We start from the raw sequence: 26,014 nt of genomic DNA on the forward strand, positions 1-26,014 counted from the left end.
GCACACCCACCGCCACCCCGACGGCCACGAAGAACCCGGCCGTCGACGCCATCGCGCGCAGCGCCGCCCGGGACAAGGTCCTGCTCGGCATCGCCGCACCGGTGCTGGCCATCGTCGCCGCGGTCGTCATCAGCTCGCTGGTCTTCCTGGCGTCCGGCGAGAACCCGTTCCGGGCCTACGGGATCATGGCCGATTACGGCCACTACAGCGACAGCCAGGTCTGGATCGTCAACAAGGCGGTGCCGTACTACCTTTCGGCGCTCGCGGTGGCCGTCGGCTTCCGGATGAACCTCTTCAACATCGGGGTCGACGGGCAGTACCGACTGGCCGCCTTCGCCGCGGCGGCGGTCGGCGGCGCCGTCGCCCTGCCCGGCGCCCTCCAGATCATCCTGCTCATCGTCATCGCGATGCTGGTGGGCGCGATCTGGTCCGGCATCGCCGGACTGCTGAAGACCACCCGCGGGGTCAGCGAAGTGATCACCACGATCATGCTGAACTCCATCGCGGCCTCGGTGATCGGCTACTTCCTCCAGGACGGCCGGCTCGCCATCAAGGACGGCAACCTCCTGCACACCAAGTTCCTGCCGGAGTCCAGCCACTTCTTCGCCTTCCCCACCCACCCCAAGCCGGTCGAGGGCTTCGTGGTGGTCGCGGTCCTGGCCGGTGCCCTGTACTGGTTCCTGATCAACCGCACCCGCTTCGGCTTCGACCTGCGGGCGGTGGGCGCCTCCGAGTCGGCCGCCGAGGCCAGCGGCGTCAGCGTCAAGCGGATGATCGTCATCAGCATGCTGCTGTCCGGTGCCGCGGCCGGCCTGGTCGGGATGCCGACCCTGCTCGGCGAATCGTTCCAGTACGGCACCGACTTCCCGGCCGGTATCGGCTTCACCGGTATCGCCATCGCGCTGCTCGGCCGCAACCACCCGGTGGGCATGGCGTTCGGCGCACTGCTGTGGGCGTTCCTCGACCGCACCGGCTCCCGGCTGGAGTTCGAGGGCTACGCCCAGGAGATCGTCGGCGTCATCCAGGGCGTCATCGTGCTCTGCGTGGTCATCGCCTACGAGGTCGTCCGCCGCTACGGGCTGCGCCTCCAGCAGCGCAAGGTCGGCGAGGAGCTGGCCGCGCTGGCCCGGACCGGCGACGGCACCGGCAGCACCGACGGCACCGGCAGCACCGGCAGCGCCGACAACACCGGCAGCACCGACAACAGTGACAAGCCGGAGGTGACGGCGTGAGTACCGAACTCAAGTCCGCGGCGCGGCCCGCGGCCCCCGGCACGGGCGGGCGGCGGAAGCTGACCTACCCCTGGGTGCTGCTGATCATCGCCGGCGTGCTGGTCGCGGTCTCCGCCCTGCGGGCCGTCAGCGGTGCCGGGGACCTCACCTCCGGCGGCCAGTTCGGGGCCGCGCTCAGCGCCGCCGTGCCGATCGGGCTGGCCGGTCTGGGCGGCCTGTGGTCCGAGCGGGCCGGCGTGATCAACATCGGCCTCGAAGGCATGATGATGCTCGGCTCGTTCGCGGCCGGCGCGGTCGGCTGGCAGCACGGCCCCTGGGCGGCGGCGCTGGCCGGCGTCCTCGGCGGTGCGCTGGGCGGCCTGGTGCACGCGGTGGCCACCGTCACCTTCGGCGTCGACCACATCGTCTCCGGTGTCGCCCTCAACATCCTGGCGCTGGGCGCCACCCAGTACCTCGCCACCCTGTGGTTCGGCCAGGAGGGCAGCGCCGCGATGGCGGCCGGCGGAAACGACAAGCAGTCCCCGCCGATGCCCGACATGCCGACCTTCACCGTCCCCGGCCTCGCGGACTGGCTGAACGGGATCGAGAGCCACCACTGGTTCCTGGTCTCCGACCTCGCCGGGGTGCTGGGCGGCGCGGTCACCGGCGTCTCCTGGCTGACCCTGCTGACCGTCGGCCTCTTCGTCGGCACCTTCTTCCTGCTGTGGCGCTCGTCGTTCGGCCTGCGGCTGCGGTCCTGCGGCGAGGCCCCGCTCTCCGCCGAGACGCTGGGCGTCAACGTCTACCGCTACAAGTACGCGGCGATCCTGGTCTCCGGCGCGCTGGCCGGCCTCGGCGGCGCCTTCCTGGCGATCAGCGTGCACTTCTACCAGGACGGCCAGACCGGCGGCCGCGGCTACATCGGCCTGGCCACGATGATCTTCGGCAACTGGCGGCCGGGCGGCGTCGCCCTCGGCGCGGGCCTGTTCGGCTTCATGGACGCCATGCAGCTGCGCAGCGGCGGCCCGACCGTGCACGCCCTGCTGCTGGGCCTGGCCGCGCTGCTCGCCGGGCTGGCGCTGGTGCGGCTGCGGGCCGCCAAGCGGGCCCAGGCCGCGGTCGCCGCGGTGGCCGCCGCCGTTCTGGTGGTCTGGTACGCCCTCTCCGACAACGTCCCGCTGGAACTGGTCGAGGCCAGCCCGTACATCGCTACGCTGCTGGTCCTGGCGCTCTTCTCGCAGCGCCTGCGGGCCCCGAAGGCGATCGGCAAGCCCTACCGCCGGGGCCAGGGCCACTGACACGCGGAGCACCTCCCCGCACCCCGCGCGAAGCACGACACGAAGGAAGACACCGCGCATGACGCACCAGGTGCCGGTCGACTGGACCGCACTGCGGACGCAGGCCCGGGACGCGATGTCCCGGGCCTACGCCCCTTATTCCGGCTTTCCCGTCGGCGCCGCCGCCCTGGTGGACGACGGCCGCACGGTCACCGGCTGCAACGTCGAGAACGCCTCGTACGGCCTCGGGCTGTGCGCCGAATGCGGCCTGGTCTCCGCCCTGTTCGCCAGTGGCGGGGGCCGGCTGACCGCGTTCACCTGCGTCGACGGCAAGGGCGAGCCGCTCGTGCCGTGCGGCCGCTGCCGGCAACTCCTCCACGAGCACGGCGGACCGGAGATGCTGGTGGACACCGCGGCCGGGATCCGGCCGCTGGCGGAACTGCTGCCGGACGCGTTCGGTCCGGGCCACCTGGCGCGATGACGGCGGGCGGCGCCCCGCGCACAGCGGGTGGCGCCGCCCGCCGCCTGTCCTGGCGGCCCGCGCGTCTATGCGTGTAGAACGGGACCTACCCGTTCGAAAGGAACCCGTCCATGGACGCCATCTCCGTCATCCGCACCAAGCGCGACCGCGGTGAGCTGACCCCGGAACAGATCGACTGGGTCATCGACGCCTACACCCGCGGCGACGTCGCCCACGAACAGATGTCGTCCCTCGCCATGGCCATCTTCCTCAACGGCATGAACCGCAAGGAGATCGCCCGCTGGACCGCCGCCATGATCGCCTCCGGCGAGCGGATGGACTTCTCCTCGCTGCCCCGGCCCACCGCCGACAAGCACTCCACCGGCGGCGTCGGCGACAAGATCACCCTCCCGCTCGCCCCGCTGGTCGCCGCCTGCGGCGCCGCCGTCCCGCAGCTCTCCGGCCGCGGCCTGGGCCACACCGGCGGCACCCTCGACAAGCTGGAGTCCATCCCCGGCTGGCGCGCCCAGCTCAGCAACGCCGAGATGCTGGACGTCCTGCGCGACGTCGGCTCGGTCATCTGCGCCGCCGGCGACGGCCTCGCCCCCGCCGACAAGAAGCTCTACGCCCTCCGCGACGTCACCGGCACCGTCGAGTCGATCCCGCTCATCGCCTCCTCCATCATGTCCAAGAAGATCGCCGAGGGCACCGGCTCCCTCGTCCTCGACGTCAAGGTCGGCTCCGGCGCCTTCATGAAGCACCTCGACGACGCCCGTGAACTCGCCTCCACGATGGTCGGGTTGGGCACCGACCACGGCGTCCGGACGGTCGCCCTCCTCACCGACATGGCCACCCCCCTCGGCCGCACGGCCGGCAACGCCCTCGAAGTCCGCGAATCCGTCGAGGTGTTGGCCGGCGGCGGCCCGTCCGACGTCGTCGACCTCACCCTCGCCCTCGCCCGCGAGATGCTCGACGCGGCCGGCCTCAAGGACGCCGACCCGGCCAAGGCACTGGCCGACGGCTCCGCCATGGACCACTGGCGCCGCATGATCAGCGCCCAGGGCGGCGACCCGGACGCCGCGCTCCCGGTGGCCCGCGAACAGCACACCGTCACCGCCGCCGCCACCGGCACCCTCACCACCCTCGACGCCTACGCCGTCGGCCTCGCCGCCTGGCGCCTGGGCGCCGGCCGGGCCCGCAAGGAGGACCCGGTGCAGGCCGGCGCGGGCATCGAACTCCACGCCAAGCCCGGCGACCCGGTGACCGCCGGCCAGCCCCTCCTCACCCTGCACACCGACACCCCGGAGAAGTTCGGCTACGCGCTCGAAGCCCTGGACGGCGGGGTGGGGATCGGCCCGTCGGACACCCCCTTCGAGGCCCGCCCGGTCGTCCTGGAACGCACCGCCTGACCTGCGGCTCCCTCCTCCGCACGAACGGGACCGACGAGACCGCCACCGGTCCCGCCGGTCCGGTAGATCCCGTCGATCCCGTCGATCCCGCCGGTCCGGTCCGGCAGGCCCCTCTACCGGACCGACGACGAAGGGCCCGCCCCACCAGGACAGGTGGTGGGGCGGGCCCTTCGCGCCAAGGGGTGTTACACGGCCTTCCGGAGGCTCAGCATGCGACGCTCGGCGCTCGCCTTGCGGGTCGCGTAGAGGGTGATGCCGGCGGCGCCGACCATCGCGGTCAGGCCGAGCAGGACGGTGCCCGACCAGCCGGCGGCGTGGAAGGCGGCGGCGCCGAGCGCACCGCCCAGGCTGCTGCCGATGTAGTACGCGCACTGGTACAGCGCGGACGCCTGGGCCCGGGCGGTCTTGGCGGTGCGGCTGACCGACGACGAGGCCACCGCATGGCCCGCGAAGAAGCCCGCGGTGATCAGGATCAGACCCGCCAGCACCGCGCCGACCGACGAGGCCAGCGTGCACAGCAGCCCGAGGGTGGTGGTGCCCACGGCCAGGTAGAGCGCACCGCGCCGGCCGACCCGGCCGACCAGCTTCCCGGCCGCGGCCGAGGAGACCGTACCGACCAGGTAGACCACGAAGATCGAGCCGACGATGCCCTGCGGGAGGTTGAACGGCTCGGCGACCAGGCGGTAGCCGATCACCGTGTAGACCGCGCCGAACACCGTCATGAACAGCCCGCCGATGGCGTAGAGGCGGCGCAGCAGCGGATCGGCGAGGTGCCCGCCGAGCGTACGGGCCAGCGCCCGCGGGCCCACCGAGCGCGCCGCGAAGTGCCGGGCCCGCGGCACCAGCAGCCGGAACGCCACCGCGCACACCACGGCCAGCACACCCACCGCGCCGAGCGCCGCCCGCCAGCCCCACGCCTGGGCGACCCAGCCGGTGACGATCCGCCCGGACATCCCGCCGATACTGTTGCCGGCCACGAACAGGCCGATCGCCGCCACCAGCGCCTTGGCGCGCACCTCCTCGGCCAGGAACGCCATCGCCGACGCGGGCAGCCCGGCCAGCGCGAGGCCCTGGACGGCGCGCAGCGCGATCAGCGTGCCGAGGGAGGGGGCGAACGGCACCAGCAGCGCGATCACCGCGGCGACGGTGAGGGAGGCCGTCATCATGGTGCGGCGGCCGAACCGCTCGGAGAGCGCGCTGAGCGGGATCACGCCGAGGGCCAGCCCGAAGGTGGCCGCGGAGACGGTCCAACTCGCCTGGTCCGGCGCGACGTCGAGGTCCGCGGAGATGGCCGGCAGCAGTGCCTGGGTGGAGTACAGGAGGGCGAAGGTGGCCACTCCGGCGGCGAACAGGGCGAAGCTCATCCGGCGGTAGCCGGGGCCGCCCGGCCGCAGCTTGTCCGACTCGGGGTCGGTCGCCGCGGCGGAAGGAGAAGGGAAGTCTGTGGACGACTGGGGAGAGGCGGCCGCACGGTCGGTGACGGACGCCCCGGTATCAGCGGGAGGCATGCTCCGAAGGTAGAAGGACGCCACCTCATGCGTCCAATGCATCAAAACGCGATAATCGATACCGTGGAACATGATCACAGCTCACCGCCTCCTCTGTTGCAAGGCCGCAACAGAAAAGACATTCCGGAACGCCTCCGCTCGGTCCCGCCGACCGCCCCCGAGGCCGCCGAGCTGGGCCCCGGCTCCTGGGCGCTGACCCTCGCCCCGCGGCTCGCCCAGTTCGCCGCCGTCGCCCGCCACGAGCACGTCACCCGCGCCGCCCACGAACTCGGCATGCCCCAGCCGACCCTCAGCCGCGCCCTGGTGCGGCTGGAGGACGACCTCGGCGTCGCCCTCTTCGCCCGGCACGGCCGCACCCTCTCCCTCACCCCGGCCGGCCGCGCCTTCCGCGCCGCCGCCGAACGCGCCCTGACCGACCTGGAACGCGCCACCGAAACCGTCCGCGCCGACGCCGACCCGGCCGCCGGCAAGGTCGCCTTCGGCTTCCTGCACACCCTCGGCTCCGAGACCGTCCCCGGCCTGATCCGCACCTTCCGCGCCGACCACCCCGGCATCCGCTTCCAACTCGTCCAGAACTACGGCGAGGCGATGATCGAACGCCTCCGCGCCGGCGACCTCGACCTCTGCCTGACCTCCCCGGTCCCCGACTACCCGGACCTGGTGGCCCGCCGCCTCGACGAGCAGAAGCTCCGCCTCGTCGTCCCGGACGACCACCCGCTGGCCGGCCGCAAGCGGATCCGCCTCGCCGAGGCGGCCGGCGAACTCTTCGTCACCCTCGAACCGGGCTACGGCCTCCGCCGGATCACCGACGCCCTGTGCGCCGAGGCCGGCTTCACCCCGCGCATCGCCTTCGAGGGCGAGGAAGCCGAAACCCTCCGCGGCCTGGTCGCCGCCGGCCTGGGCGTCGCCCTCCTCCCGCCACCCGCCGTCCCCCGCCCCGGCGTCGCCGAACTGTCCGTCACCGCCCCCCGCGCGGTCCGCGAGATCGGCGTCGCCTGGCTCGACGGCCGCGTGGACACACCCCCGGTGACCGCCTTCAAGAAGTTCCTCCTGAGCCGCCGGGGGGCGTTGCTGTCGTGAGTCGAACACCCCGCCCCCGCACCGGACTCGCCCACCCGATCAGTGCCGCAGCGAGGCCCCGAAGCCCGATGCCAGGGGCATGCGGAGGCCCAGGGGCGGGGGAGCGGCCAGGGCGTCCTTGACGGGGCGGGCGTAGGCGTGGGTGAAGAGGGAGCCGAGGACGAAGTCGGTGGCGAGGGCGTGCACCTCGGAGCGGTGCTGGTGCAGGGAGTGGCCGTCGGAGTGGACCTCGAAGCGGCAGGTGTCGCGGTTGATCTTCTTGGCGCGCTGGGCGTAGCGGTAGGAGAGGTCGGGGTCGACGCGTTCGTCGTTGGTGCCGTGCACCAGGAGGACCTGGCGGCCGATCAGTTGTTTTACCGGGTCGGGGTCGGTGCCGTACTGGCGCGGGTCGGCCAGCCAGGGGGCGAGCGCCAGGACGGCGTGCACGGCCGGGTGGCCGGCGGCGTGCAGGGCCGCGCGGGCGCCCATGCCGGTGCCGACCAGCGCGACCGGGACGTCGCCGTAGCGCCGGACCACCTCCTCCAGCGCCCAGGCGGCGTCCTGCGCCGGGTGCGCCGCGGAGCCGTTCCAGCCGCGGCAGCGGTAGTGGACCACGTGGGCGGTCAGTCCTTCGGGGCGGCCGGCCCGGGCCAGCCGGGCGGCCAGCGGGCGCACGGTCAGGGCCGGCACCGGCGACGGCCGGCGCAGTCCGTTCGGGCCGCACCCGGGGAGGAGGAGGGCGACGGCGTTCACCGTCCGGTCCGGGCCGCCCGCTCCCAGCGGTTTTCCCAGCCGGGCCTCGCGCACCGGCAGTGCTTGCTGAGCCATGACGAGAACGATGGCAGAACGCGGCGCCCTGTCCACCCTGTGGACGGGTCACTGTTACGTATCGTTCGGCGAGATCTACGCGCGTAGGGTCTACAGTGCGGAAATGACGAGCGAGCTCATCAACCTCCCGACCGCCGAACAGATCCGTCGCGCACCCAAGGTGCTGCTCCACGACCACCTCGACGGCGGGCTGCGCCCCGGCACCGTCGTCGACCTGGCCCGCGAGATCGTCCCCCACGGCCTGAACGGCGTGGGCGGTGCCCCCATCGCCGGACTCCCCGAGACCGACCCCGAGAAGCTCGGGATCTGGTTCCGCGAGGCCGCCGACTCCGGTTCGCTGGAACGCTATCTGGAGACCTTCGCGCACACCTGCGCCGTCATGCAGACCCGCGAGGGGCTGTTCCGGGTCGCCGCCGAGTGCGCCGAGGACCTGGCGGCGGACGGCGTCGTCTACGCCGAGGTCCGCTACGCGCCGGAGCAGCACCTGGAGAGCGGGCTCCGCCTCGAAGAGGTGGTCGAGATCGTCAACGAGGGCTTCCGGGAAGGCGAACGGCGGGCCCGTGAACGCGGCCACCGGATCCGCGTCGGCGCCCTGCTGACTGCCATGCGGCACGCCGCCCGGGCACTGGAGATCGCCGAACTCGCCAACCGCTACCGCGACCTGGGCGTGGTCGGCTTCGACATCGCGGGCGCCGAGGCGGGCTTCCCGCCCACCCGCCACCTCGACGCCTTCGAGTACCTCAAGCGGGAGAACAACCACTTCACCATCCACGCCGGTGAGGCCTTCGGTCTGCCGTCCATCTGGCAGGCGCTCCAGTGGTGCGGCGCCGACCGGCTCGGCCACGGCGTCCGCATCATCGACGACATCGAGGTCGCCGACGACGGCTCCGTCACCCTCGGCCGGCTCGCCTCCTACGTCCGGGACAAGCGCATCCCGCTGGAGCTGTGCCCGACCTCCAACCTCCAGACCGGGGCCGCCGCCTCCTACGCGGAGCACCCCATCGGCCTGCTGCGCCGGCTGCAGTTCCGCTGCACGGTCAACACCGACAACCGCCTCATGAGCGACACCAGCATGACCCGGGAATTCGAGCACCTGGTCAAGACGTTCCGCTACTCGCTCGACGATCTCCAGTGGTTCACGGTCAATGGTATGAAGTCTGCTTTCCTTCCTTTCGATGAACGTCTGGCCATGATCAATGACGTCATCAAGCCCGGTTACGCGGAATTGCGCTCGGAATGGCTCTTCCGCCAGTCCGCCACAACTCCCGCTCCCAGCAGCGGGTCTGACGCAGAGTGAGCGCTTCGCGGAGCGTCTAGCGCAACGCCCGGTGGATTGTCCACCGGGCGTTTCTCTGCTCGCCGGGGGTGTTTGCGGCAGCGCCGGCGGAATCACTAGGTTTCCTAGCCGGTCAAGCCCCCATCACGAGGACGTAAAGCAATGAAGCAGGGAACGGTCAAGACTCTCGGCGCCGTCGCGCTCGGTGCCGCCATCGCCGCCACCGCCGCGGGCGCGGCCTCCGCCGCCCCGGCGGGCAACTCGATCGACACCAACGGTGTGCTGCACAGCCTGCCGGTGAAGGGCGCCACCAGCACCCTCGCGGGGGCGACCAACACCAAGGGCGGCGGCAGCGACGTCAAGACCCACATGAACAACAAGGGCAACCAGCTGCTCGGCGGCATCCCCGCGGGCGCGGTCGCCAAGAACCTCCCCATCGGCGGCTGATCCGGCCCTGCCGTCCCCCAGGGGACACCTCCCCAGGACCGCCCCGGTCCGTACGCGGTATCCCGTACGGGCCGGGGCGTCGCCGTGTCCGGGGCGCGCCGGGCTACCAGGCCGCGGCGTCGCGGGCCTTGTCCTCCGAGGGGAGGAGGACCCACAGCGCCAGGTAGACCAGGAACTGCGGGCCGGGCAGCAGGCAGGAGACCAGGAAGATCACCCGCATCGTCGCCGGGGACGTCCCGAAGCGGCGGGCGAGGCCGGCGCAGACACCGGCGATCATGCGGTTGTTGGCGGGACGGACCAGTGCGGCGGCCATGACGGGCAACTCCTTCTCGACGATCCGAGGCGGTTGCCCCGATGCCTCAAAAGTAGGTCCGGCCGCCGGAGAAAACGTCAGCCTGCGGGGTCAGGCCGACCCTGGAGATTCTCGGGGTCGCACCCTGACGCCGCTCGTCCCGGCGGCGGAGCCGGGACCGCGCCCCAGGGACGACCGCGAGGTGCGCCAGTGCGACCCCGAGCGTATTCAGCAGCACCGTGTCCACGTCCGGGACCTGGCCCGGCACCGCGGTCTGTAGCAGTTCGATCGTCAGCGAGATCATCGCCCCGGCGAAGACCGTACGGGCCATCGAGCCCAGGGGGGAGACGTCCAGGCGCCCGCCGGCCAACGGCAGCAGCACCCCCAGCGGCGCCAGCAGCAGCACCGGCGCGCCCAGGTGCCACACCGCCGACCAGCCGCCCCGCACCAGCTCGGCGTGGATCGACGCCAGCGGCTCCAGATTCGCGGCCGGCACCCACGGCACGGTACGGGGACGCAGCATCAGCCAGCCGACGATCAGCAGATGCGCCACAAGGAGGAGAAACCCGGTGGCGCGCAAACGGGGGGCGACGGTGTTGCCGGGGCCATGACGCTGCACACAGGCCAGGACGCCGGTAGCGGGGGCCTCGGTTCCGCCCCGTTGCGCCCGTCTTGGCCGGAAGCGCTCAGCTCTCCTCGGACTGCGGGTCGCCCCAGCCCGCGTGCTGGGCGACGGCCGGGTTGGCCTGCACGTCCGGCGAGCAGTCGTAGCGGTGCGCCGCCGCCGGGCCCGGTCCGCCCAGCAGCGCGCCCCCCGTACGCCCCAGGGCGCCGCTCCTGCCGTAGGTGCACACCAGCTGCGCCAGCGCGAACGACGGCAGGTCGGCCGGCTCGACCGACAGCCGCAGGGCCTCCGGCGCGTCCCCGGCGCGCGGCCCCGCCACCCGCAGCGCCGCGGGCAGCGCGGTGCTGAACCCGGCCCGGCTCTCGTCGGGCGTCGGCGGCCTCTGCAACTCGGCCAGCAGCGCACGGGCCGCCGGCAGCCGGACCGCGGCCCCCGGGGCGCCCTGCGGCGGCTGCACCGCCCGCTCCACCGGGACCAGCGCCGATCCGCACACCAGATACACCGGGACCCGCGCCGTCCCCGCCGTGCCCGGGGACGCGTCGGACCCCGGCGCGTGGCAGCCCACCCGCGACGGGGCGCCGCCCGCGTCGACCGGTACGGACGTGCCGCGGATCCCGCAGCCCGCGGCGGCCAGCGCCAGCACCGCCACCGCCGTGGCGTACCGCCCCGTCCCGGGCCGGACGCGCCGGGTCATCGCCGGCCCTCCGGGCCCTCGCCCTTCGGCCGCTCGCCGCCGTCCGCCGGCTCGTCGCCGTCGTCCGGCCGGGGGGCGTCCATCGGCAGCCGCAGGGTGAACACCGCGCCGCCCTCGGGGTGGTTGGCGGCGCTGATCCCGCCGCCGTGGATGTGCGCGTTCTCCTGCGCGATCGACAGGCCCAGACCGCTGCCCTCCGACCGCGGCCGGGACGCGCTCGCCTTGTAGAAGCGGTCGAAGACGTGCGGCAGCACCTCCTCCGGGATGCCCGGACCGTGGTCCCGCACTCGGATCACCAGCTGCCCGCCGCCGGGTTCCCGACCCCGCTCGAACGGGTCGGCGTCCCCGCCGGGCGCGCTCTCCTCCGCCACCGGCTCCGCCGGCTCCACGCCGTCCGCGGCCGGTACCGCCGCCGTCGGCTCCGCCGGCTCCGTACGGACCGACACCCGCACCGGCGAACCGCCGTGCTTGAGGGCGTTGCCGATCAGGTTCGCCAGGATCACGTCCAGCCGCCGCGGGTCCAGACGGACCATGGTGCCGCGGTCGGCGTCCAGTTCCACCGCGTCCAGCCAGGCCCGGGCGTCGATGCAGGCGGTCACCTGGTCGGCGACGTCGACGTGGTCCAGCACCAGCCGGGCCGTCCCCGCGTCGAAGCGGGTGACCTCCATGAGGTTCTCCACGAGGTCGTTCAGCCGGCGGGTCTCGCTGACCACCAGCTGCACGGCCGGCGCGATCATCGGGTCGAGGGAGTCCGCCTCCTCTTCCAGCACCTCGGTGACCGCGGTGATCGCGGTCAGCGGGGTCCGCAGCTCGTGCGACATGTCCGCGACGAACCGGCGGGACGCCGCCTCCCGGCCGCTCAGCTCCTCGACCCGCTGCTGGAGCCGTTCCGCGGTGCGGTTGAAGGTCCGCGACAGGTCGGCCAGTTCGTCGGTGCCGGTGACCCGCAGCCGGGTGTCCAGCCGCCCCTCGCCCAGCTGCCGCGCCGCGTAACCGAGCCGCTGCACCGGCCGCAGCACGGTCGTCGCGGCGGCCTGCGCCAGCAGCGCCGAGCCGACCAGCGCCAGCGCGGTGGCGATCCCCAGCGACCAGCCCAGCGACGTCAGGTCCTGCCGCTCCGTGGCCAGCGACTTCATCATGTAGCCGGTCGGTCCGCCGCCGATCACCTGCGCCCCGGCGACCAGGTACGGGACGCCGCCCACCTCCTTGCGCTGCCAGTACAGGTGGTGCGGGGACGGGTTGTTCTCGTCGACCGGGCGCACCTGGTCGACGGCGTTGCGCAGCGACTGCGGGATGGTCTGCAGCGTCAGCAGGTTCTTGTCGGTGGTGGCCGCGCACTCCTTGCCCGCGCTGTCCACCCCGATCAGCAGCACCGTGTAGTTCTGCGGGCCGGCCGCCATCTGGCGGGCCGCGTCCTGGAGTTCGGAGCAGCGCGGGCGCAGCGGCAGCGAGTGGGTGCTGTCCTCCAGCGACTTGCGGAAGTCCTTCAGGGCGGCGTTCTGCGTCCGGTCCAGGACCGTGTTGCGGTTGAGCCAGTACGCGATACCGGACGCCGAGACCGCCGCGGTCAGCGCCACCAGCGCGAACACCACGACCAGCCGCAGCCGCAGGCTCGTCAGCCGCAGCAGGCCCGCGGCCCGGCGCAGCAGCCGCAGCACCAGCCGGCCGCCGGACGTGCCACCGCCCCCGGTCCCCTGCTCGCCCTCCCCGGACCCGCCGCCGTGCGGGGTACCTGCCGTCACTGCGGCGCGTCCAGTCGGTAGCCGACCCCGCGGACGGTGCGGATCAGCGTCGGCGAGGACGGGACGTCCTCCACCTTCGCGCGCAGCCGCTGGACACAGGCGTCCACCAGCCGCGAGTCACCGAGGTAGTCGTGCTCCCAGACCAGCCGCAGCAGCTGCTGCCGGGACAGCGCCTGCCCGGGCCGCCGGCTCAGCTCCAGCAGCAACCGCAACTCGGTCGGTGTCAGTTGCAGGTCCTGGCCGTTCTTGGTGACGGTCATCGCCGACCGGTCGATCATCAGCGAGCCGAACGTCGCCGAATCGCTGGACTCCCGCTCCCCGCGCCGCAGCACGGCCCGGATCCGGGCGTCCAGCACCCGGCCCTGCACGGGCTTGACGACGTAGTCGTCCGCACCGGACTCCAGTCCCACCACCACGTCGATGTCATCGCTGCGCGCGGTGAGCAGGATGATCGGCAGTTGGTCCGTCCGCCGGATCCGCCGGCACACCTCGAAACCGTCGATGCCCGGCAGCATCACGTCCAGCACGATCAGGTCCGGCCGCTGCTCGCGCAGCAACTTCAGGCCGTCCTCGCCCGTCGCCGCGGTCATCACACGGTGACCCTGGCGGGACAGCGAGAGTTCGAGGGCCGTGCGGATGGCGTCGTCGTCCTCGATCAGCAACAGGAAAGGCACACCCGCCATTCTGGCGCATGGGATGCCGGTAGATCGACCGATGGCCGTCCGACGGCGCCCGACGGGCCCGACCGGCCGTCCCGGCGGAGCCACGCCGCGCCGTGATCGCCCCTGTGACACGTCTGTGACAGACGACGGACAACGCGATGAAACTGGGTTGGCAGTCTTTTGGGCAGCCGGGAGAGATCAACACCGCCGAGGTGGGATCCCGACCGGCGGCACACCGAACGAACTGGCTCGACCGACGGGGGGCAGCACGATGAAGAACACACTGCACGGCACCACTTCCGGCGCAGTCGTCACGCGCCTCCACGACATCGGGCGGGAGAAGTCCGGTGCCGAGGGGGGCACCTCCCTGCCCGAGCGGAGCCGAGGGCTCGGGGGCGGGCGGGGGTGCGCTCGCACCGGGCGTCAGCGGCCGCCGTACATGGTGGCCATCGACGCGATGGTGGTGCCCACGGGGCCCGACGGGGGAGACAAGGGCCAGGAGAGCGCCGACGGGGGAGCGGAGTACAGGGAGACGGGGGACCGGCGCACCGCGGTGGAAGCGGCCGAGGCCGAAGCGGCCTTCACCGCCTACGTCCAGGAGCGCCGCGCCTCCCTGTACGCCACCGCCTACCACCTGACCGGTGACCGCTACGAGGCCGAGGACCTGCTGCAGAGCGCACTGTTCTCGACCTACCGGGCCTGGGACCGGATCAGCGACAAGGCGGCGCTCGGCGGCTACCTGCGCCGCACCATGACGAACCTGCACATCAGCGCCTGGCGCCGGCGCAGGCTCAACGAGTACCCGACCGAGGAACTGCCCGAGACCGCCGCCGACGCGGACGCCATGCGCGGCACCGAGCTGCGCGCCGTCCTGTGGCAGGCGCTGGCCCGGCTGCCCGAGGCGCAGCGCACCATGCTGGTGCTGCGCTACTACGAGGGCCGCACGGACCCGGAGATCGCGGACATCCTCAACATCAGTGTCGGCACGGTGAAGTCCAGCATCTGGCGCTCGCTGCGCCGGCTGCGCGAGGACGAGGTCCTCAGCTTCGGCCGTGACGAGCAGGAGTCCTTCGGCGCACTGGTCGCCTGAGGACGGGGGGTAAGGCCCGAGGGGGGTACGGGGGGAACACGGGGGATATCGGGGGATACGGGGGAAACGAGCGGGTTCGGGTGGCCGGGGGGTCTGCCCGAACCCGCTCTTCCGTTTGCGCCGGGTGTGCCGGGTGCGCCGGTCCGCCGTGCGGCAGGGGTCCGTCAGCGCCGCGCCGCGGCCTCCACCGGGCGCCCGGTCCGCGCCGCCGCTATCCGGGCCAGCGCCTCCGGTCTCGCGCACGGGTGGGCGCCGAGCGCGGTGTGCCGGGCCACGATCGTCCGCTCGCCGCGCAGCAGCCGCAGCCCCCGCCGCACCAGGTACACCGCCGGTTTGCGGCCCTCGCGCAGATCCCGGGACAGGCGCCGCCGGAAGGTGGTGGTGGGCCGCCCGCGCAGGCACAGCGCATCGGCCAGCAGCCCCGCCGCCCGGCACCGGTCGATGACGTCGGCGGCGAAGATGCCCTCCGCGATGAACAGCGGCGCCCCGTCGAGCGCCAGCCCCGAGGCGCCGGTCCGGGCGCTGGTCGCGATGTCGTACACCGGCACCGCGGTCCGCCCCGTACGGCACAGCTCCTCGATGGCCGCGACCGCGGCGCCCGCGTCCCAGGACAGCGGGGAGTCCCAGTCCGCGCCGCCGCCGTCCGGCAACTGAGGCAGCGTCGGGTCCGTGCCCTCCTTGTAGAAGTCGTCGAGGTTGAGCACGGGCAGACCGGTCGCGGTGGCCAGGGACGTCTTTCCGGAGCCGGAGGGGCCGGTCAGCAGGAGGACGCGGGCGGACGATGGCCGGGTGGGCGAATGGGAGTTCACGGGCACTCATTGTCGGGCATTGCGCCGTGGGGGGTACCCCTGGCGCGCGAGGTGGAACCCCCGCCACCGCTCAACTACGCTGCGGAGTCAAACGGTTACGCGGAGGGTTCGTGTCCCGCCCGCGCAGCCGGTGGCGAAACGCAATTCCGCTCCGCTCCGATCCACAGGCAGGTGGCTCACATGCCCTCCCACGCACGTCCCAAGCCCAGCCGCGTCCCCCGCGGTCTGCTGCGCGCCGGTCTGGTGATCTCCGCGGCCGGCGTCGCGCTCACGGGCGGCGCGGCGGCGGCGGGCGCGGCCGCCCCCGCTCCCGGCGGTACGGCCGGCGGCACGCCCCCGCGGCAGCCCGTGGCGGACGACGGCGTCGTGGGGCACGCGCTGGCCCACGCGATGACCGACTCCACCGGCCGCGGCCTCGGGCCCGTCAAGGACCTCAAGCTGGACCCGATGGCCAACACCGGCGTCGATCCGCTGGCCAACGGCATCGGCACCCAGGTCGCCGACTTCAAGCCGGTGAGCACCACGCAGGTCACGGACCCGGTGACCAAGGGCGGCGCGCTGCGGGACCTGCCGGTGACCGGCACCGCGATGCGGGTGCTGCCCGGCTGACCGGCCGACCGGCTGACGGGGCCGCCGACCTCGCGCCCCCGGCCCGTTCCCGCGCAACGGCGCGGGACCCCGCCCACCAGGGCGAGGTCCCGCGCCGTTCGTCCGTCCCGGAGTCGGGTCAGACACCCATCGGGTGCCACACCGTCTTGGTCTCCAGGAAGGCCAGCAGCCGTTCGGTGCCCGGGTCGGCGGACCAGTCCGCGGCCCGCGGGCGCAGCACCCGCTTGAGGTTGTCGGCCGCCGCGGTCTCCAGCTCCGTCGCCAGGCCGGCGTCGGCGCCGGTCAGGTCGAGGGCGTTGACGTCCTGGTGGGCGGCGAGCGGAGCGGACAGTTCCGCGGTCCGGCCCGAGAGGAGGTTGACCACCCCGCCCGGCAGGTCGGAGGTGGCGAGCACCTCGGCCAGCGACAGCGCCGGCAGCGGGGCCCGCTCCGAGGCGACGACCACGGCGGTGTTGCCGGTGACGATCACCGGGGCGAGCACCGAGACCAGGCCCAGGAACGACGACTCCTGCGGCGCCACCACGGCCACCACACCGGTCGGCTCCGGGGCGGAGAGGTTGAAGTACGGCCCCGCCACCGGGTTCGACGACCCGGCGATCTGGGCGACCTTGTCGGACCAGCCCGCGTACCAGACCCAGCGGTCGATCGCCGCGTCCACCTGCGCCGCCGCCTTGGCCTTCGACTGCCCCTCGGCGTCCGCCACTTCGGCGACGAACTGGTCCCGGCGGCCCTCCAGCATCTCCGCGACGCGGTAGAGGATCTGCCCGCGGTTGTACGCCGTGGCGCCCGACCAGCCGCCGAACGCCTTGCGGGCCGCGACCACCGCGTCCCGCGCGTCCTTGCGGGACGCCAGCGGGGCGTTGGCCAGCCACTTGCCCTTCGCGTCGGTCACCTCGTACACCCGCCCGCTCTCGGACCGGGGGAACTTGCCCCCGACGTACAGCTTGTAGGTCTTGAGCACGCTCAAACGATCAGACATTGAGGTACGCCTCCAGACCGTGCCGGCCGCCCTCGCGGCCGAAGCCCGACTCCTTGTAGCCGCCGAACGGCGAGGTCGGGTCGAACTTGTTGAACGTGTTGGACCAGATGACCCCGGCCCGCAGCTTGCCCGCCATCCACAGCATCCGCGAACCCTTCTCGGTCCAGATGCCCGCCGACAGGCCGTACGGCGTGTTGTTGGCCTTGGCCACCGCCTCCTCCGGCGTGCGGAAGGTCAGCACGGACAGCACCGGGCCGAACACCTCCTCGCGGGCGATCCGGTGGGCCTGGGTGACGCCGGTGAACAGCGTCGGCGCGAACCAGTAGCCGGAGCCGGGAAGTTCGCAGGCCGGGGACCAGCGCTCGGCGCCCTCGGCCTCGCCCGCGTCGGCCAGCTCGGTGATCCGGGCCAGCTGCTCGGCGGAGTTGATCGCGCCGATGTCGGTGTTCTTGTCCAGCGGGTCGCCCACCCGGAGGGTGGCCATCCGCCGCTTGAGCGCGTCCAGCAGCTCGTCCTGGACCGACTCCTGGACCAGCAGCCGGGAGCCCGCGCAGCACACGTGGCCCTGGTTGAAGAAGATGCCGTTGACGATGCCCTCGACGGCCTGGTCGATCGGCGCGTCGTCGAAGACGATGTTGGCCGCCTTGCCGCCCAGTTCGAGGGTGAGCTTCTTGTCCGTACCGGCGACCGTCCGGGCGATCGCCTTGCCGACCTCGGTGGAGCCGGTGAAGGCGACCTTGTCGATGCCGGGGTGGGCCACCAGGGCGGAGCCGGTCGAGCCGTCGCCGGTGACGATGTTGACGACGCCCTTGGGCAGCCCGGCCTGGCGGCAGATGTCCGCGAAGAACAGGGCGGAGAGCGGGGTGGTCTCGGCGGGCTTGAGGACGACGGTGTTGCCGCAGGCCAGCGCCGGGGCGATCTTCCACGCCAGCATCAGGAGCGGGAAGTTCCACGGGATGACCTGGCCGGCCACGCCCAGGGGGCGCGGGTTCGGCCCGTAGCCGGCGTGGTCGAGCTTGTCGGCCCAGCCCGCGTAGTAGAAGAAGTGCGCGGCCACCAGCGGCAGATCGGCGTCCCGCGCCTCGCGGATCGGCTTGCCGTTGTCCAGCGTCTCCAGGACGGCCAGCTCGCGCGAGCGCTCCTGGATGATCCGGGCGATCCGGAAGAGGTACTTGGCGCGCTCGGCGCCGGGCAGCGCCGACCACTTCTCGAAGGCCGTGCGGGCCGCCCTGACGGCGCGGTCGACGTCGTCGGCGGTGCCCTGGGTGTACTCGGCCAGCACCTCCTCGGTGGCGGGCGAGACGGTCTTGCGCAGGCCGCCGCCGGTCCCCTCGGTGAACTCGCCGTCGATGAAGAGCCCGTAGGAGGACGCGAGATCCACGACGGAACGCGACTCGGGCGCCGGTGCGTAGTCAAAGGTCATGGTCAGTCCACCGTGACGTAGTCGGGGCCGGAGTAGCGGCCGGTGCTGAGCTTCTGACGCTGCATCAGCAGGTCGTTGAGGAGGCTGGACGCGCCGAACCGGAACCAGTCGGCGGTCAGCCACGCGTCGCCCAGCGTCTCGTTGACCATCACCAGGTACTTGATCGCGTCCTTGGTCGTCCGGATGCCGCCGGCCGGCTTGACGCCGACCTGGACGCCGGTCGCCGCGTGGAAGTCCCGGACGGCCTCCAGCATCAGCAGGGTGACCGGGGGAGTGGCGTTCACCGCCACCTTGCCCGTCGAGGTCTTGATGAAGTCCGCGCCGGCCAGCATCGCGAGCCAGGAGACCCGGCGGACGTTGTCGTACGTCTGGAGCTCGCCGGTCTCGAAGATGACCTTCAGGTGGGCGGCGCTGCCGTCGGGTCGCGCGCACGCCTCCTTCACGGCCTTGATCTCCTCGAAGACGTCGAGGTAGCGGCCGGAGAGGAAGGCGCCCCGGTCGATCACCATGTCGATCTCGTCGGCGCCGGCGGCCACCGCGTCCCGGGTGTCGGCCAGCTTGACCGGCAGCGCGGCCCGGCCCGCCGGGAAGGCGGTGGCGACGGACGCGACGTGGATGCCGGAGTCGCCGAGCGCCTCCTTGGCGGTGGCGACCATGTCCGGGTAGACGCAGATCGCGGCGACCTTGGGAGCGGTGCGGTCCGTGGGATCGGGGTGGACGCCCTTGGCGCACAGTGCCCGGACCTTGCCGGGGGTGTCCGCGCCTTCGAGTGTCGTCAGGTCGATCATCGAGATGGCCAGGTCGATGGCGTACGCCTTCGCCGTGGTCTTGATCGAGCGGGTGCCGAGCGTGGCGGCGCGGGCCTGGAGCCCTACCGCGTCGACGCCGGGGAGTCCGTGCAGGAAGCGGCGCAGCGCTCCGTCCGAGGCGGTCACGTCCGCCATCGACGCCAGGCGCCCCGCGGCTTCGTTGCCGTATGCGGGAACAGTGGTGGGCATGGTCACGAGGGGAGCATATCTACGCGCGTAGCTTCCTGTCACCCCCCGGATCCCGCCGCTCTTGCCTCCGAGGGGGGCGGTGCGCGGAAGGGGAGGACGCCGACCGCGGCGGCCGTGGCGACACCGCGGCGGGCCCCGCCGCCCTGAAGGATGGCAGGTCCCGGCCCGGGATCACGCATCGGGCCGGTGGGGGAGTCCGCCGCGGTGTCGCCTCGGCGCTACGCGACCTTGGGGCCGCAGCGCATGCCGATGTAGACGCAGGCCGTGCCGTCCACCAGCGTGGAGAAGACCACCGGCATGTAGTCCTCGCTGAACGCCGCGCCCACCCCGGTACCCGCGAAGACCGTCTCCGTCACCGGGACAAGGTCTATTTCCAGCGGCTCGGAGAAGTCCTTCATGCCGTCGACGAACTCGTACACCGCGTGGCCCGCGCCGTCCCGCTCGGTCACGGTGATGACCACGCCCTCGCGCCGGTACGTGCCGACGAACGGCGCGAAGTCGACCACGGGCGGCTGGGCCGGCGGGGCGAACGGCTCCGGCATCGTCACCCCGGCCAACTCGGCGAGGAGCTCCCGGTAGAGCGCCGCGTACAGCTCGCGCGCCCCGCCGCCGTTGGTGAGCAGCGCGACCGCGACGCCCGCCGACGGCACCACGCGCAGATAGCCGTACTGCCCGATCGAGGCGCCGTCGTGCCCGTATCCCTGGACGCCGTTCCAGTCGTACAGGGTCCAGCCGAGGCCCCAACCGTCCGCGCTGACGGTCCACTTGTCGGGGGAGTCGACCACGCGCCGCTGCATCAGTGCGACCGCCTCCTCGGAGAGCACGCGCGTGCCGTCCTGCGCCACACCGCCGTCCAGGTGCATCTGCGCGAGCCGCGCGACGTCCCCGGCCGTGGCGAGGACCCTGCCGTAGGGGCCCGCCGAGCGCGGCATCAGGTCCCAGGACGGTGCCGGGTCCGGGTCCTGGCCCGCCTCGCCCAGGTGCCCCATCGCCGCGCGGAACCGCAGCGCCTCCTCGGGCAGCGTCATCGTGTGCGTGAGGCCGAGCGGGGTGAGGAGCAGGTCCTTGAGGGCCTCGTCCCAGACCTTGCCGGTGATCACCTCGATGATCCGGCCGAGCACGTTGTACCCGATGCCGCTGTAGGAGATCGCGGTGCCGGGCGGGCAGTCGAGCGCCACGTCCCTGGCGGCCTCGACGTACTTGGCGAGGCAGTCGTCGCCGCGCCCGCTGTCGTAGGTGAAGTCGCAGGTGAGGCCGCTTGTGTGGCTGAGCAGTTGGCGCGTGGTGATGGCCCTGGCCGCCTCGGGGTCGGCGAGCGAGAACTCCGGCAGCACGTCCACGACGGGCGCGTCCAGGTCCAGTCGGCCCGCATCGGCCAGCCGCATGATCAGGGTGGCGGTGTAGACCTTGGCGATCGAGCCCATCTGGAAGACCGAGTCGGTCGTCGCCGTGACGCCCGTGCCGCGGTGGAGCACGCCGCCGGCCAGCTCGTGGACGGTCCCGTCCACGAGGATCGCGAGGGAGGCGGCCGGAACGTGGTGCTCGGCGCGCAGCGCGTCGAGGCGGTTCTGCCAGTGGGCGAGGTCCAGCTTCCTGCCCGCCGAGTCCCGGGTCCCCCAGTCGCCCTCGGCTTTCCAGCTGCCCTGCGCGTCCCAGCTCACGTTCTTCGGCATGTCGACTCCCCTTCGATGCGTACATCGTTCTCTCGATGCGAACACTGTACGCCTGACGTAACGCTGTACGCAAGGTGCGTACGGCGTGCGCTAACGTGAGGGGCGACGGACGTGGGACGACGCGGGACGAACAGGGACGAGGGCCGCATGCCGAACGACGAGAAGCCGACCACCTCGGTGTGGACCCGGCCGCGCCCCCGGCAGCGGGAACACCTGACCCGCGAGCAGATCGTCGCCGAGGCGATCCGCCTGCTGGACGCGGAGGGCGTCGAGGAGCTCAGCATGCGGAAGCTCGGCACCCGCCTGGGCACGGCCGCCACCTCCCTGTACCGGCACGTGGCCAACAAGGACGAGCTGATCGAGCTGGTCGTGGACGACGTCTACGGCGAACCGGACGTACCGGCCGTCGGCGACCGGACCGGGTGGCGGGCGGCCGTCGGCCACACCGCCACCGAGCTGCGGGCGATGACCCTGCGCCACCCGTGGATCGCCCCCGAACTGGGCCAGGTCGGCCTCGTCCACATCGGCCCGAACGCCATGCGGATGTCGTCGGCGCTGCTCGCGCAGTTCGAGGCGGCGGGCTTCCCCGCGGACGAGACGGACCAGGCCATGGCCACACTCATGGCGTACGTCATCGGGATCGCGACCGCGGAGGCCGCGTACCTCTCGCTGATCGCCCGCAGCGGCCGGACCGAGCAGGAGTGGGTGGCGGGCCTGCGACCGGCCTTCGACGAGGCCACGCGGGAGCACCCCCGGCTGCGCGCGGGAAGCTCCGCCCGGCAGGACGTGCATCCGCGGCGGATCCGCGACGACAACTTCGCGTACGGGCTCGACCGGGTCCTCGACGGCCTGGCGGCCCGACTCGCGCCCTAGGGCGGGACCCGGCGCCCGCCCCGCGGACCGGGGCCGGACCGGCCGGACATCGATGCCGTAACGCAATATCCACTCCGTGTCCGGCATCCGGACGGTCGGGCAGAATCGGCGGCATGACGCGCCCGGAAACGTCCACCTCGCCCCCTCCGCAGTACGCGGAACGCAGCTACCGCTCGCCGGCGGCCCTGGTCGGCGGCGCGCTGCTCATCCTGCTCGGCCTGTGGCTCGGCGCCGATGCCGTGCTGCGCGGCACCGCCCACACCAAGCTCACCGCGCTCTTCGCGCTGCTGCTCGGGGTGCCGCTGGTCGCCGCCTTCTCGCTGCGGCCGCTGGTCCGGGCGAACGAGGACCGGCTGGTGGTGCGCAACCCGTTCCGCACCATCACGCTGCCCTGGGCCGCCGTCGAGGAACTGCGCGCGACCTTCTCCGCCGAGGTGTTCGCCGGCGGCGGTACCAAGTACCAGCTCTGGGCCATCCCGGTCTCCCTCCGCCAGCGGAAGAAGGTGGCCCGGCAGGCCGCCCGCGGGCCGCGCGCCGACCGGCCCCGCTTCGGCCTCAACGCGGACGCCGGACCGGTCCCCAGGGCGATGGCCGACCAGACCCTCGCCGAACTGCGCGAGATCAAGGAGCGGGCGGCCCACCGGGAGACCGCCCAGGGCGAGCCGCGGGTCCGCTGGTCCTACGAGATCCTCGCACCGAGCCTGGTGGGGGCGGTGGGGCTGGCGGTGATGCTGGCGCTGTAGGGCGCGCCGCCGCCCTTCCGGCGCCGGCACCCAGGCGGGCCGTCGGAACGGCGAACGGCGAACGGGGGCCGGGCTCGCACGAGCCCGGCCCCCGCCGCCATGTCCTGGTGCCGCGTCAGATCCCGGCCGCCACCGACAGGTCCTTCTTGATCGCCGCGAGGGTCGCCGCCGCCTTGGCCCGCGCGCCCGGCAGCCCGTCCCGGTCGGCCACCGGCACCACGACCTCCAGGTAGCACTTGAGCTTGGGCTCGGTGCCGCTGGGCCGGACCACGACCCGGGCCGCCTCGATGCCGTCCTCCGGCGCGCCCGCGAGGTAGTAGCGCAGCCCGTCGGTCGGCGGGAGGGCGGCGCTGCCCGCGTTCAGATCGTCCGCCCGGGTGACCGTCAGGCCCGCGAGGGCCGTCGGCGGCTGGGCGCGCAGCCTGCGCATCGCGTCGGCGATCAGCGACAGGTCCTCGACCCGCACCGAGAGCTGGTCGGTGGCGTGCAGTCCGAACTCCACGGCCAGGTCGTCGAGGAGGTCCGCCAGGCCGCGGCCTTCCTGCTTCAGCTCGGCGGCCAGCTCGGTGATCAGCAGTGCGGCGGTGATGCCGTCCTTGTCGCGGACGCCCTCGGGGTCGACGCAGTAGCCCAGCGCCTCCTCGTAGGCGTAGCGCAGGCCGTCGACGCGGGCCAGCCACTTGAAGCCGGTCAGCGTCTCCTCGTAGGGCAGCTTGGCGCCGGCCGCGATGCGGGACATCAGCTGGGAGGAGACGATCGTCGTCGCGAACGTCCCGGCGGCGCCCTTGCGCACCAGGTGCGCGGCGAGCAGCGCGCCGACCTCGTCGCCGCGCAGCATCCGCCAGCCCTCGGGCGTGCCGGGGGCCGGGACGGCGACGGCGCAGCGGTCCGCGTCCGGGTCGTTGGCGACGACGAGGTCGACGCTGCCGGGGGTCTGGGCCCGGGCGGTGGCGAACGCGAGGTCCATCGCGCCCGGCTCCTCCGGGTTGGGGAAGGCGACCGTCGGGAAGTCCGGGTCCGGCTCGGCCTGTTCGGGCACCACCGTCGGGGCCGGGAAGCCGGCCCGCTCGAAGGCGGCGACGAGGGTGTCCCGGCCGACGCCGTGCATCGGCGTGTAGACCACGCCCACGTCCCGGGCGGACCCGGGGGTCAGCACCGCGTCGGTGCGCTCCAGGTAGGCGGCGAGGACGGTGTCGTCCAGGGTTTCCCAGCCGGCCTCGGGGCGGGGCACGTCGGCCAGCGACCGGACCGCGGCGATCCGGTCGGCGATCTCGCCGTCCGCGGGCGGCACGATCTGCGAGCCGTCGCCCAGGTAGACCTTGTAGCCGTTGTCCCGCGGCGGGTTGTGGCTGGCGGTCACCTCGACGCCGGCCACCGCGCCCAGGTGCCGGATGGCGAAGGCGAGGACGGGGGTCGGCAGGGGCCGGGGCAGGAGCGCGGCGCGCAGCCCCGCACCGACCATGACCGCCGCGGTGTCCCGCGCGAAGTCGGCGCTCTTGTAGCGGGCGTCGTAGCCGACGACCACCAGGCCTCCCCCACCCTGCCCGCTGTCCTTGAGGTACGCGGCGAGCCCGGCCGCGGCCCGGATGACCACCGAGCGGTTCATCCGCATCGGGCCGGCGCCCAGCTCGCCGCGCAGTCCGGCGGTGCCGAACTGGAGGGTGCCGGCGAACCGCACCGCCAGCTCGTCGTGCCGGCCCGTCTCGATGAGCCCGGCCAGCTCGTCCCGGGTGTCCGGGTCGGGGTCCTCGGCCAGCCACGCCTGTGCCCGGCTGATCAGCTCCGCGGGAACGGTAGCCACGTGATGCTCCTGCCTGTGGATGCGATGTGGGGGATGCGCAACGGGCCGGGCCGTCCGGTACGGCGGCCCGGCCCGCCCGGGGCCGTTTCCGGCTAGATCTTGCTGAGGACCTGGCCGAGGAGCGCGCCCATCCGGGTCGCCGAGTCGCGGCCCGCCTGGAGCACCTCCTCGTGGTTCAGCGGCTCGCCCGTCATGCCGGCGGCGAGGTTGGTCACCAGCGAGAGGCCGAGCACCTCGGCGCCGGCCTCGCGGGCGGCGATCGCCTCCAGGACGGTGGACATGCCGACCAGGTCGGCGCCCATGGTCCGGAGCATCCGGATCTCGGCCGGGGTCTCGTAGTGCGGGCCGGGGAGCTGGGCGTAGACGCCCTCCTCGAGGCTCGCGTCGACCTCCTTGCACAGCGCGCGCAGCCGCGGCGAGTACAGGTCGGTCAGGTCGACGAAGTTGGCGCCGACGATCGGGGAGGTGGCGGTGAGGTTGAGGTGGTCGCCGATGAGGACCGGCTGGCCGGGGCGCATGCCGTCGCGCAGGCCGCCGCAGCCGTTGGTGAGCACCACGGTCTTGCAGCCGGCGGCGACGGCGGTGCGGACGCCGTGCGCGACCGCGGCGACGCCGCGGCCCTCGTAGTAGTGGGTGCGGCCGAGGAAGACCAGGGCGCGCTTCTCGCCGATCCGGTACGAGCGGACCGTGCCGCCGTGGCCGGCGACGGCCGGCGCCGGGAAGCCGGGCAGCTCGGTGACCGGGAACTCGTGCTCGGGGGCGCCCAGGGCCTCGGCGGCCGGAGCCCAGCCGGAGCCCATGACCAGGGCGACGTCGTGGTTCTCGGCGCCGGTGAGCTCGCGCAGGCGGGCGGCCGCGGCGTCCGCAGCGCCCTTCGGGTCGATGTCCGGGGTAACAGATGCGTTCACGCGGACGAGGGTAGCCGGTAATGCCCTACGCGCGTAGATGTCACTGCCCACGGGCCTGCGGGTGCCGATTTGTGGCTTCCGCCAAAGGGTGCCCGGGTGCGGCGGCGGGCCGGGCGGGGCGCTCCGGTCAGCAGGGGCGCTTGCGGATCTCCATCACGTAGTCGTGCGGGGCGCCGGCGGACTCGGCCGCGTCGGCGATCTCGCCCAGGTAGCGGGCCGAGGGGAGGCCGCCCTCGTAGCCGTTGAGGACGTAGATCCAGGCGGTCTCGTCGCCGTCGAGGGTGTGCACCCGGACCCGCATCCGCCGGTAGATGTCGAGGCCGACGCCCTCCCAGCGGTCCATGGACTCCTCGTCCATGGGGGCGATGTCGTAGAGCGCGACGAAGAGCTGGGAGCCGGGGTCCTCGACGACCGTCGCCAGGGCGCCCTCCCACCCCATCTGCTCGCCGCCGAACGTGAGCCGCCAGCCGTTCAGCCAGCCGGTGCCGCGCAGCGGTGAGTGCGGTGCGCGGCGGGACATCAGCCGCGCGTCGAGGTTGCCGGCGTACGCGGCGTAGAGCGACATGCTTCCGAGGGTACGGGAGGTTCCCCGTTGGGCTCGTGGTACCGGAGATTCGT

Annotated in this window: 26 protein-coding genes; 11 read left to right on the top strand and 15 right to left on the bottom strand. The window is 73.2% G+C overall.

The window, feature by feature from the left end; genetic code table 11:
* Positions 1-50: 50 nt before the first annotated feature.
* The 4 genes from CG747_RS30240 (at position 51) to CG747_RS30255 (ending at position 4,357) form a co-directional block, all read left to right on the top strand.
* A complete protein-coding gene (locus CG747_RS30240) occupies positions 51-1,232 on the top strand; it encodes an ABC transporter permease (protein WP_257980850.1) in 1,182 nt (393 codons plus the stop codon).
* The gene (locus CG747_RS30245; RefSeq protein WP_100605021.1) at positions 1,229-2,509 is read left to right on the top strand and encodes an ABC transporter permease; all 1,281 of its coding nucleotides are present in this window, start codon (positions 1,229-1,231) and stop codon (positions 2,507-2,509) included. The genes CG747_RS30240 and CG747_RS30245 overlap by 4 nt, the downstream gene beginning before the upstream one ends.
* A gap of 58 nt (positions 2,510-2,567) precedes the next feature.
* A complete protein-coding gene (locus CG747_RS30250; RefSeq protein ID WP_100605022.1) occupies positions 2,568-2,969 on the top strand; it encodes a cytidine deaminase in 402 nt (133 codons plus the stop codon).
* Between the two features lie 110 nt (positions 2,970-3,079).
* Positions 3,080-4,357 (top strand): thymidine phosphorylase, encoded by a 1,278-nt coding sequence (locus CG747_RS30255; protein ID WP_100605023.1) that lies wholly within the window; start codon positions 3,080-3,082, stop codon positions 4,355-4,357.
* 185 nt (positions 4,358-4,542) lie between these two features.
* Here the strand turns inward: CG747_RS30255 and CG747_RS30260 are convergent, their stop codons facing one another.
* Entirely contained in the window at positions 4,543-5,865 is a 1,323-nt protein-coding gene (locus CG747_RS30260; RefSeq protein ID WP_100605024.1) for an MFS transporter, read from the bottom strand.
* 63 nt (positions 5,866-5,928) lie between these two features.
* Here CG747_RS30260 and CG747_RS30265 point away from each other — a divergent pair, with 63 nt between their 5' ends.
* The gene (locus tag CG747_RS30265; protein ID WP_374701837.1) at positions 5,929-6,945 is read left to right on the top strand and encodes a LysR family transcriptional regulator; all 1,017 of its coding nucleotides are present in this window, start codon (positions 5,929-5,931) and stop codon (positions 6,943-6,945) included.
* A gap of 39 nt (positions 6,946-6,984) precedes the next feature.
* Here the strand turns inward: CG747_RS30265 and CG747_RS30270 are convergent, their stop codons facing one another.
* Positions 6,985-7,752 carry an alpha/beta hydrolase gene (locus CG747_RS30270; protein WP_100605025.1) on the bottom strand — a complete coding sequence of 256 codons (768 nt, stop codon included), beginning with the start codon at positions 7,750-7,752 and terminating at the stop codon, positions 6,985-6,987.
* Positions 7,753-7,855: 103 nt separating this feature from the next.
* Between CG747_RS30270 and CG747_RS30275 the strand changes: the two genes are divergently transcribed.
* Together CG747_RS30275 and CG747_RS30280 are read left to right on the top strand one after the other, a co-directional pair.
* The gene (locus CG747_RS30275; RefSeq protein WP_100605026.1) at positions 7,856-9,049 is read left to right on the top strand and encodes an adenosine deaminase; all 1,194 of its coding nucleotides are present in this window, start codon (positions 7,856-7,858) and stop codon (positions 9,047-9,049) included.
* A 141-nt stretch (positions 9,050-9,190) separates the two neighbouring features.
* A complete protein-coding gene (locus CG747_RS30280; RefSeq protein WP_100605027.1) occupies positions 9,191-9,475 on the top strand; it encodes a hypothetical protein in 285 nt (94 codons plus the stop codon).
* A gap of 103 nt (positions 9,476-9,578) precedes the next feature.
* On the opposite strand, the gene CG747_RS30285 is transcribed toward CG747_RS30280, so the two are convergent.
* The 5 genes from CG747_RS30285 to afsQ1 all read right to left on the bottom strand — a co-directional run bounded on the left by CG747_RS30285 (position 9,579) and on the right by afsQ1 (position 13,502).
* Positions 9,579-9,788, bottom strand: a complete 210-nt coding sequence (locus CG747_RS30285) for a PspC domain-containing protein (protein ID WP_100605028.1) — start codon at positions 9,786-9,788, stop codon at positions 9,579-9,581.
* 46 nt (positions 9,789-9,834) lie between these two features.
* Entirely contained in the window at positions 9,835-10,386 is a 552-nt protein-coding gene (locus CG747_RS30290; RefSeq protein WP_180985760.1) for a VanZ family protein, read from the bottom strand.
* A 67-nt stretch (positions 10,387-10,453) separates the two neighbouring features.
* Positions 10,454-11,086, bottom strand: coding sequence for a hypothetical protein (locus CG747_RS30295; RefSeq protein WP_100605030.1), 633 nt, complete (start codon positions 11,084-11,086; stop codon positions 10,454-10,456).
* The gene (locus tag CG747_RS30300) at positions 11,083-12,711 is read right to left on the bottom strand and encodes a HAMP domain-containing sensor histidine kinase (RefSeq protein WP_308303813.1); all 1,629 of its coding nucleotides are present in this window, start codon (positions 12,709-12,711) and stop codon (positions 11,083-11,085) included. The genes CG747_RS30295 and CG747_RS30300 overlap by 4 nt, the downstream gene beginning before the upstream one ends.
* A gap of 113 nt (positions 12,712-12,824) precedes the next feature.
* Entirely contained in the window at positions 12,825-13,502 is a 678-nt protein-coding gene (gene afsQ1, locus CG747_RS30305) for a two-component system response regulator AfsQ1 (protein WP_180985761.1), read from the bottom strand.
* Positions 13,503-13,761: 259 nt separating this feature from the next.
* On the opposite strand from afsQ1, the gene CG747_RS30310 reads away from it, so the two are divergent.
* The gene (locus tag CG747_RS30310) at positions 13,762-14,580 is read left to right on the top strand and encodes a SigE family RNA polymerase sigma factor (protein WP_100605033.1); all 819 of its coding nucleotides are present in this window, start codon (positions 13,762-13,764) and stop codon (positions 14,578-14,580) included.
* A 164-nt stretch (positions 14,581-14,744) separates the two neighbouring features.
* Here CG747_RS30310 and CG747_RS30315 read toward each other — a convergent pair whose 3' ends face one another.
* Positions 14,745-15,389: a uridine kinase gene (locus CG747_RS30315; RefSeq protein WP_100605034.1), complete on the bottom strand. Its 645-nt coding sequence runs from the start codon at positions 15,387-15,389 to the stop codon at positions 14,745-14,747.
* Positions 15,390-15,569: 180 nt separating this feature from the next.
* On the opposite strand from CG747_RS30315, the gene CG747_RS30320 reads away from it, so the two are divergent.
* Positions 15,570-15,998 (top strand): hypothetical protein, encoded by a 429-nt coding sequence (locus CG747_RS30320; protein ID WP_100605035.1) that lies wholly within the window; start codon positions 15,570-15,572, stop codon positions 15,996-15,998.
* A gap of 118 nt (positions 15,999-16,116) precedes the next feature.
* Here the strand turns inward: CG747_RS30320 and CG747_RS30325 are convergent, their stop codons facing one another.
* From CG747_RS30325 to CG747_RS30340, 4 genes are all read right to left on the bottom strand, one after another.
* Positions 16,117-16,977: an aldehyde dehydrogenase family protein gene (locus CG747_RS30325; RefSeq protein WP_100605036.1), complete on the bottom strand. Its 861-nt coding sequence runs from the start codon at positions 16,975-16,977 to the stop codon at positions 16,117-16,119.
* A complete protein-coding gene (locus tag CG747_RS30330; protein ID WP_100605037.1) occupies positions 16,970-18,400 on the bottom strand; it encodes an aldehyde dehydrogenase family protein in 1,431 nt (476 codons plus the stop codon). The genes CG747_RS30325 and CG747_RS30330 overlap by 8 nt, the downstream gene beginning before the upstream one ends.
* A gap of 2 nt (positions 18,401-18,402) precedes the next feature.
* Positions 18,403-19,398 (bottom strand): deoxyribose-phosphate aldolase, encoded by a 996-nt coding sequence (gene deoC / locus CG747_RS30335; RefSeq protein ID WP_180985766.1) that lies wholly within the window; start codon positions 19,396-19,398, stop codon positions 18,403-18,405.
* A gap of 218 nt (positions 19,399-19,616) precedes the next feature.
* Positions 19,617-21,071: a serine hydrolase gene (locus CG747_RS30340; protein WP_100605038.1), complete on the bottom strand. Its 1,455-nt coding sequence runs from the start codon at positions 21,069-21,071 to the stop codon at positions 19,617-19,619.
* 147 nt (positions 21,072-21,218) lie between these two features.
* On the opposite strand from CG747_RS30340, the gene CG747_RS30345 reads away from it, so the two are divergent.
* Together CG747_RS30345 and CG747_RS30350 are read left to right on the top strand one after the other, a co-directional pair.
* Complete coding sequence (locus CG747_RS30345) at positions 21,219-21,944, top strand: TetR/AcrR family transcriptional regulator (protein ID WP_100605039.1); 726 nt, start codon at positions 21,219-21,221, stop codon at positions 21,942-21,944.
* Positions 21,945-22,057: 113 nt separating this feature from the next.
* A complete protein-coding gene (locus CG747_RS30350) occupies positions 22,058-22,687 on the top strand; it encodes a PH domain-containing protein (RefSeq protein WP_100605040.1) in 630 nt (209 codons plus the stop codon).
* Between the two features lie 115 nt (positions 22,688-22,802).
* Here the strand turns inward: CG747_RS30350 and CG747_RS30355 are convergent, their stop codons facing one another.
* From CG747_RS30355 to CG747_RS30365, 3 genes are all read right to left on the bottom strand, one after another.
* Entirely contained in the window at positions 22,803-24,488 is a 1,686-nt protein-coding gene (locus CG747_RS30355) for a phospho-sugar mutase (RefSeq protein ID WP_100605041.1), read from the bottom strand.
* 92 nt (positions 24,489-24,580) lie between these two features.
* Positions 24,581-25,396 (bottom strand): purine-nucleoside phosphorylase, encoded by an 816-nt coding sequence (locus CG747_RS30360; RefSeq protein ID WP_100605042.1) that lies wholly within the window; start codon positions 25,394-25,396, stop codon positions 24,581-24,583.
* 127 nt (positions 25,397-25,523) lie between these two features.
* A complete protein-coding gene (locus CG747_RS30365) occupies positions 25,524-25,961 on the bottom strand; it encodes a gamma-glutamylcyclotransferase (protein ID WP_100605043.1) in 438 nt (145 codons plus the stop codon).
* Positions 25,962-26,014: the final 53 nt, after the last annotated feature.

Origin of the sequence: Streptomyces sp. CB02959 (assembly GCF_002803155.1) — a bacterium.
Lineage (GTDB): Bacteria > Actinomycetota > Actinomycetes > Streptomycetales > Streptomycetaceae > Streptomyces.

Excerpts from the sequence above, each read along its gene's own strand:
- CG747_RS30250 (WP_100605022.1), top strand. The coding sequence starts at position 2,568 with ATGACGCACCAGGTGCCGGTCGACTGGACCGCACTGCGGACGCAGGCC.
- CG747_RS30255 (WP_100605023.1), top strand. The coding sequence starts at position 3,080 with ATGGACGCCATCTCCGTCATCCGCACCAAGCGCGACCGCGGTGAGCTG.
- CG747_RS30260 (WP_100605024.1), bottom strand. The coding sequence starts at position 5,865 with ATGCCTCCCGCTGATACCGGGGCGTCCGTCACCGACCGTGCGGCCGCC.
- CG747_RS30270 (WP_100605025.1), bottom strand. The coding sequence starts at position 7,752 with ATGGCTCAGCAAGCACTGCCGGTGCGCGAGGCCCGGCTGGGAAAACCG.
- CG747_RS30275 (WP_100605026.1), top strand. The coding sequence starts at position 7,856 with ATGACGAGCGAGCTCATCAACCTCCCGACCGCCGAACAGATCCGTCGC.
- CG747_RS30280 (WP_100605027.1), top strand. The coding sequence starts at position 9,191 with ATGAAGCAGGGAACGGTCAAGACTCTCGGCGCCGTCGCGCTCGGTGCC.
- CG747_RS30285 (WP_100605028.1), bottom strand. The coding sequence starts at position 9,788 with ATGGCCGCCGCACTGGTCCGTCCCGCCAACAACCGCATGATCGCCGGT.
- CG747_RS30295 (WP_100605030.1), bottom strand. The coding sequence starts at position 11,086 with ATGACCCGGCGCGTCCGGCCCGGGACGGGGCGGTACGCCACGGCGGTG.
- CG747_RS30310 (WP_100605033.1), top strand. The coding sequence starts at position 13,762 with ATGAAGAACACACTGCACGGCACCACTTCCGGCGCAGTCGTCACGCGC.
- CG747_RS30320 (WP_100605035.1), top strand. The coding sequence starts at position 15,570 with ATGCCCTCCCACGCACGTCCCAAGCCCAGCCGCGTCCCCCGCGGTCTG.
- CG747_RS30325 (WP_100605036.1), bottom strand. The coding sequence starts at position 16,977 with ATGTCTGATCGTTTGAGCGTGCTCAAGACCTACAAGCTGTACGTCGGG.
- CG747_RS30330 (WP_100605037.1), bottom strand. The coding sequence starts at position 18,400 with ATGACCTTTGACTACGCACCGGCGCCCGAGTCGCGTTCCGTCGTGGAT.
- deoC (WP_180985766.1), bottom strand. The coding sequence starts at position 19,398 with ATGCCCACCACTGTTCCCGCATACGGCAACGAAGCCGCGGGGCGCCTG.
- CG747_RS30340 (WP_100605038.1), bottom strand. The coding sequence starts at position 21,071 with ATGCCGAAGAACGTGAGCTGGGACGCGCAGGGCAGCTGGAAAGCCGAG.
- CG747_RS30345 (WP_100605039.1), top strand. The coding sequence starts at position 21,219 with ATGCCGAACGACGAGAAGCCGACCACCTCGGTGTGGACCCGGCCGCGC.
- CG747_RS30350 (WP_100605040.1), top strand. The coding sequence starts at position 22,058 with ATGACGCGCCCGGAAACGTCCACCTCGCCCCCTCCGCAGTACGCGGAA.
- CG747_RS30365 (WP_100605043.1), bottom strand. The coding sequence starts at position 25,961 with ATGTCGCTCTACGCCGCGTACGCCGGCAACCTCGACGCGCGGCTGATG.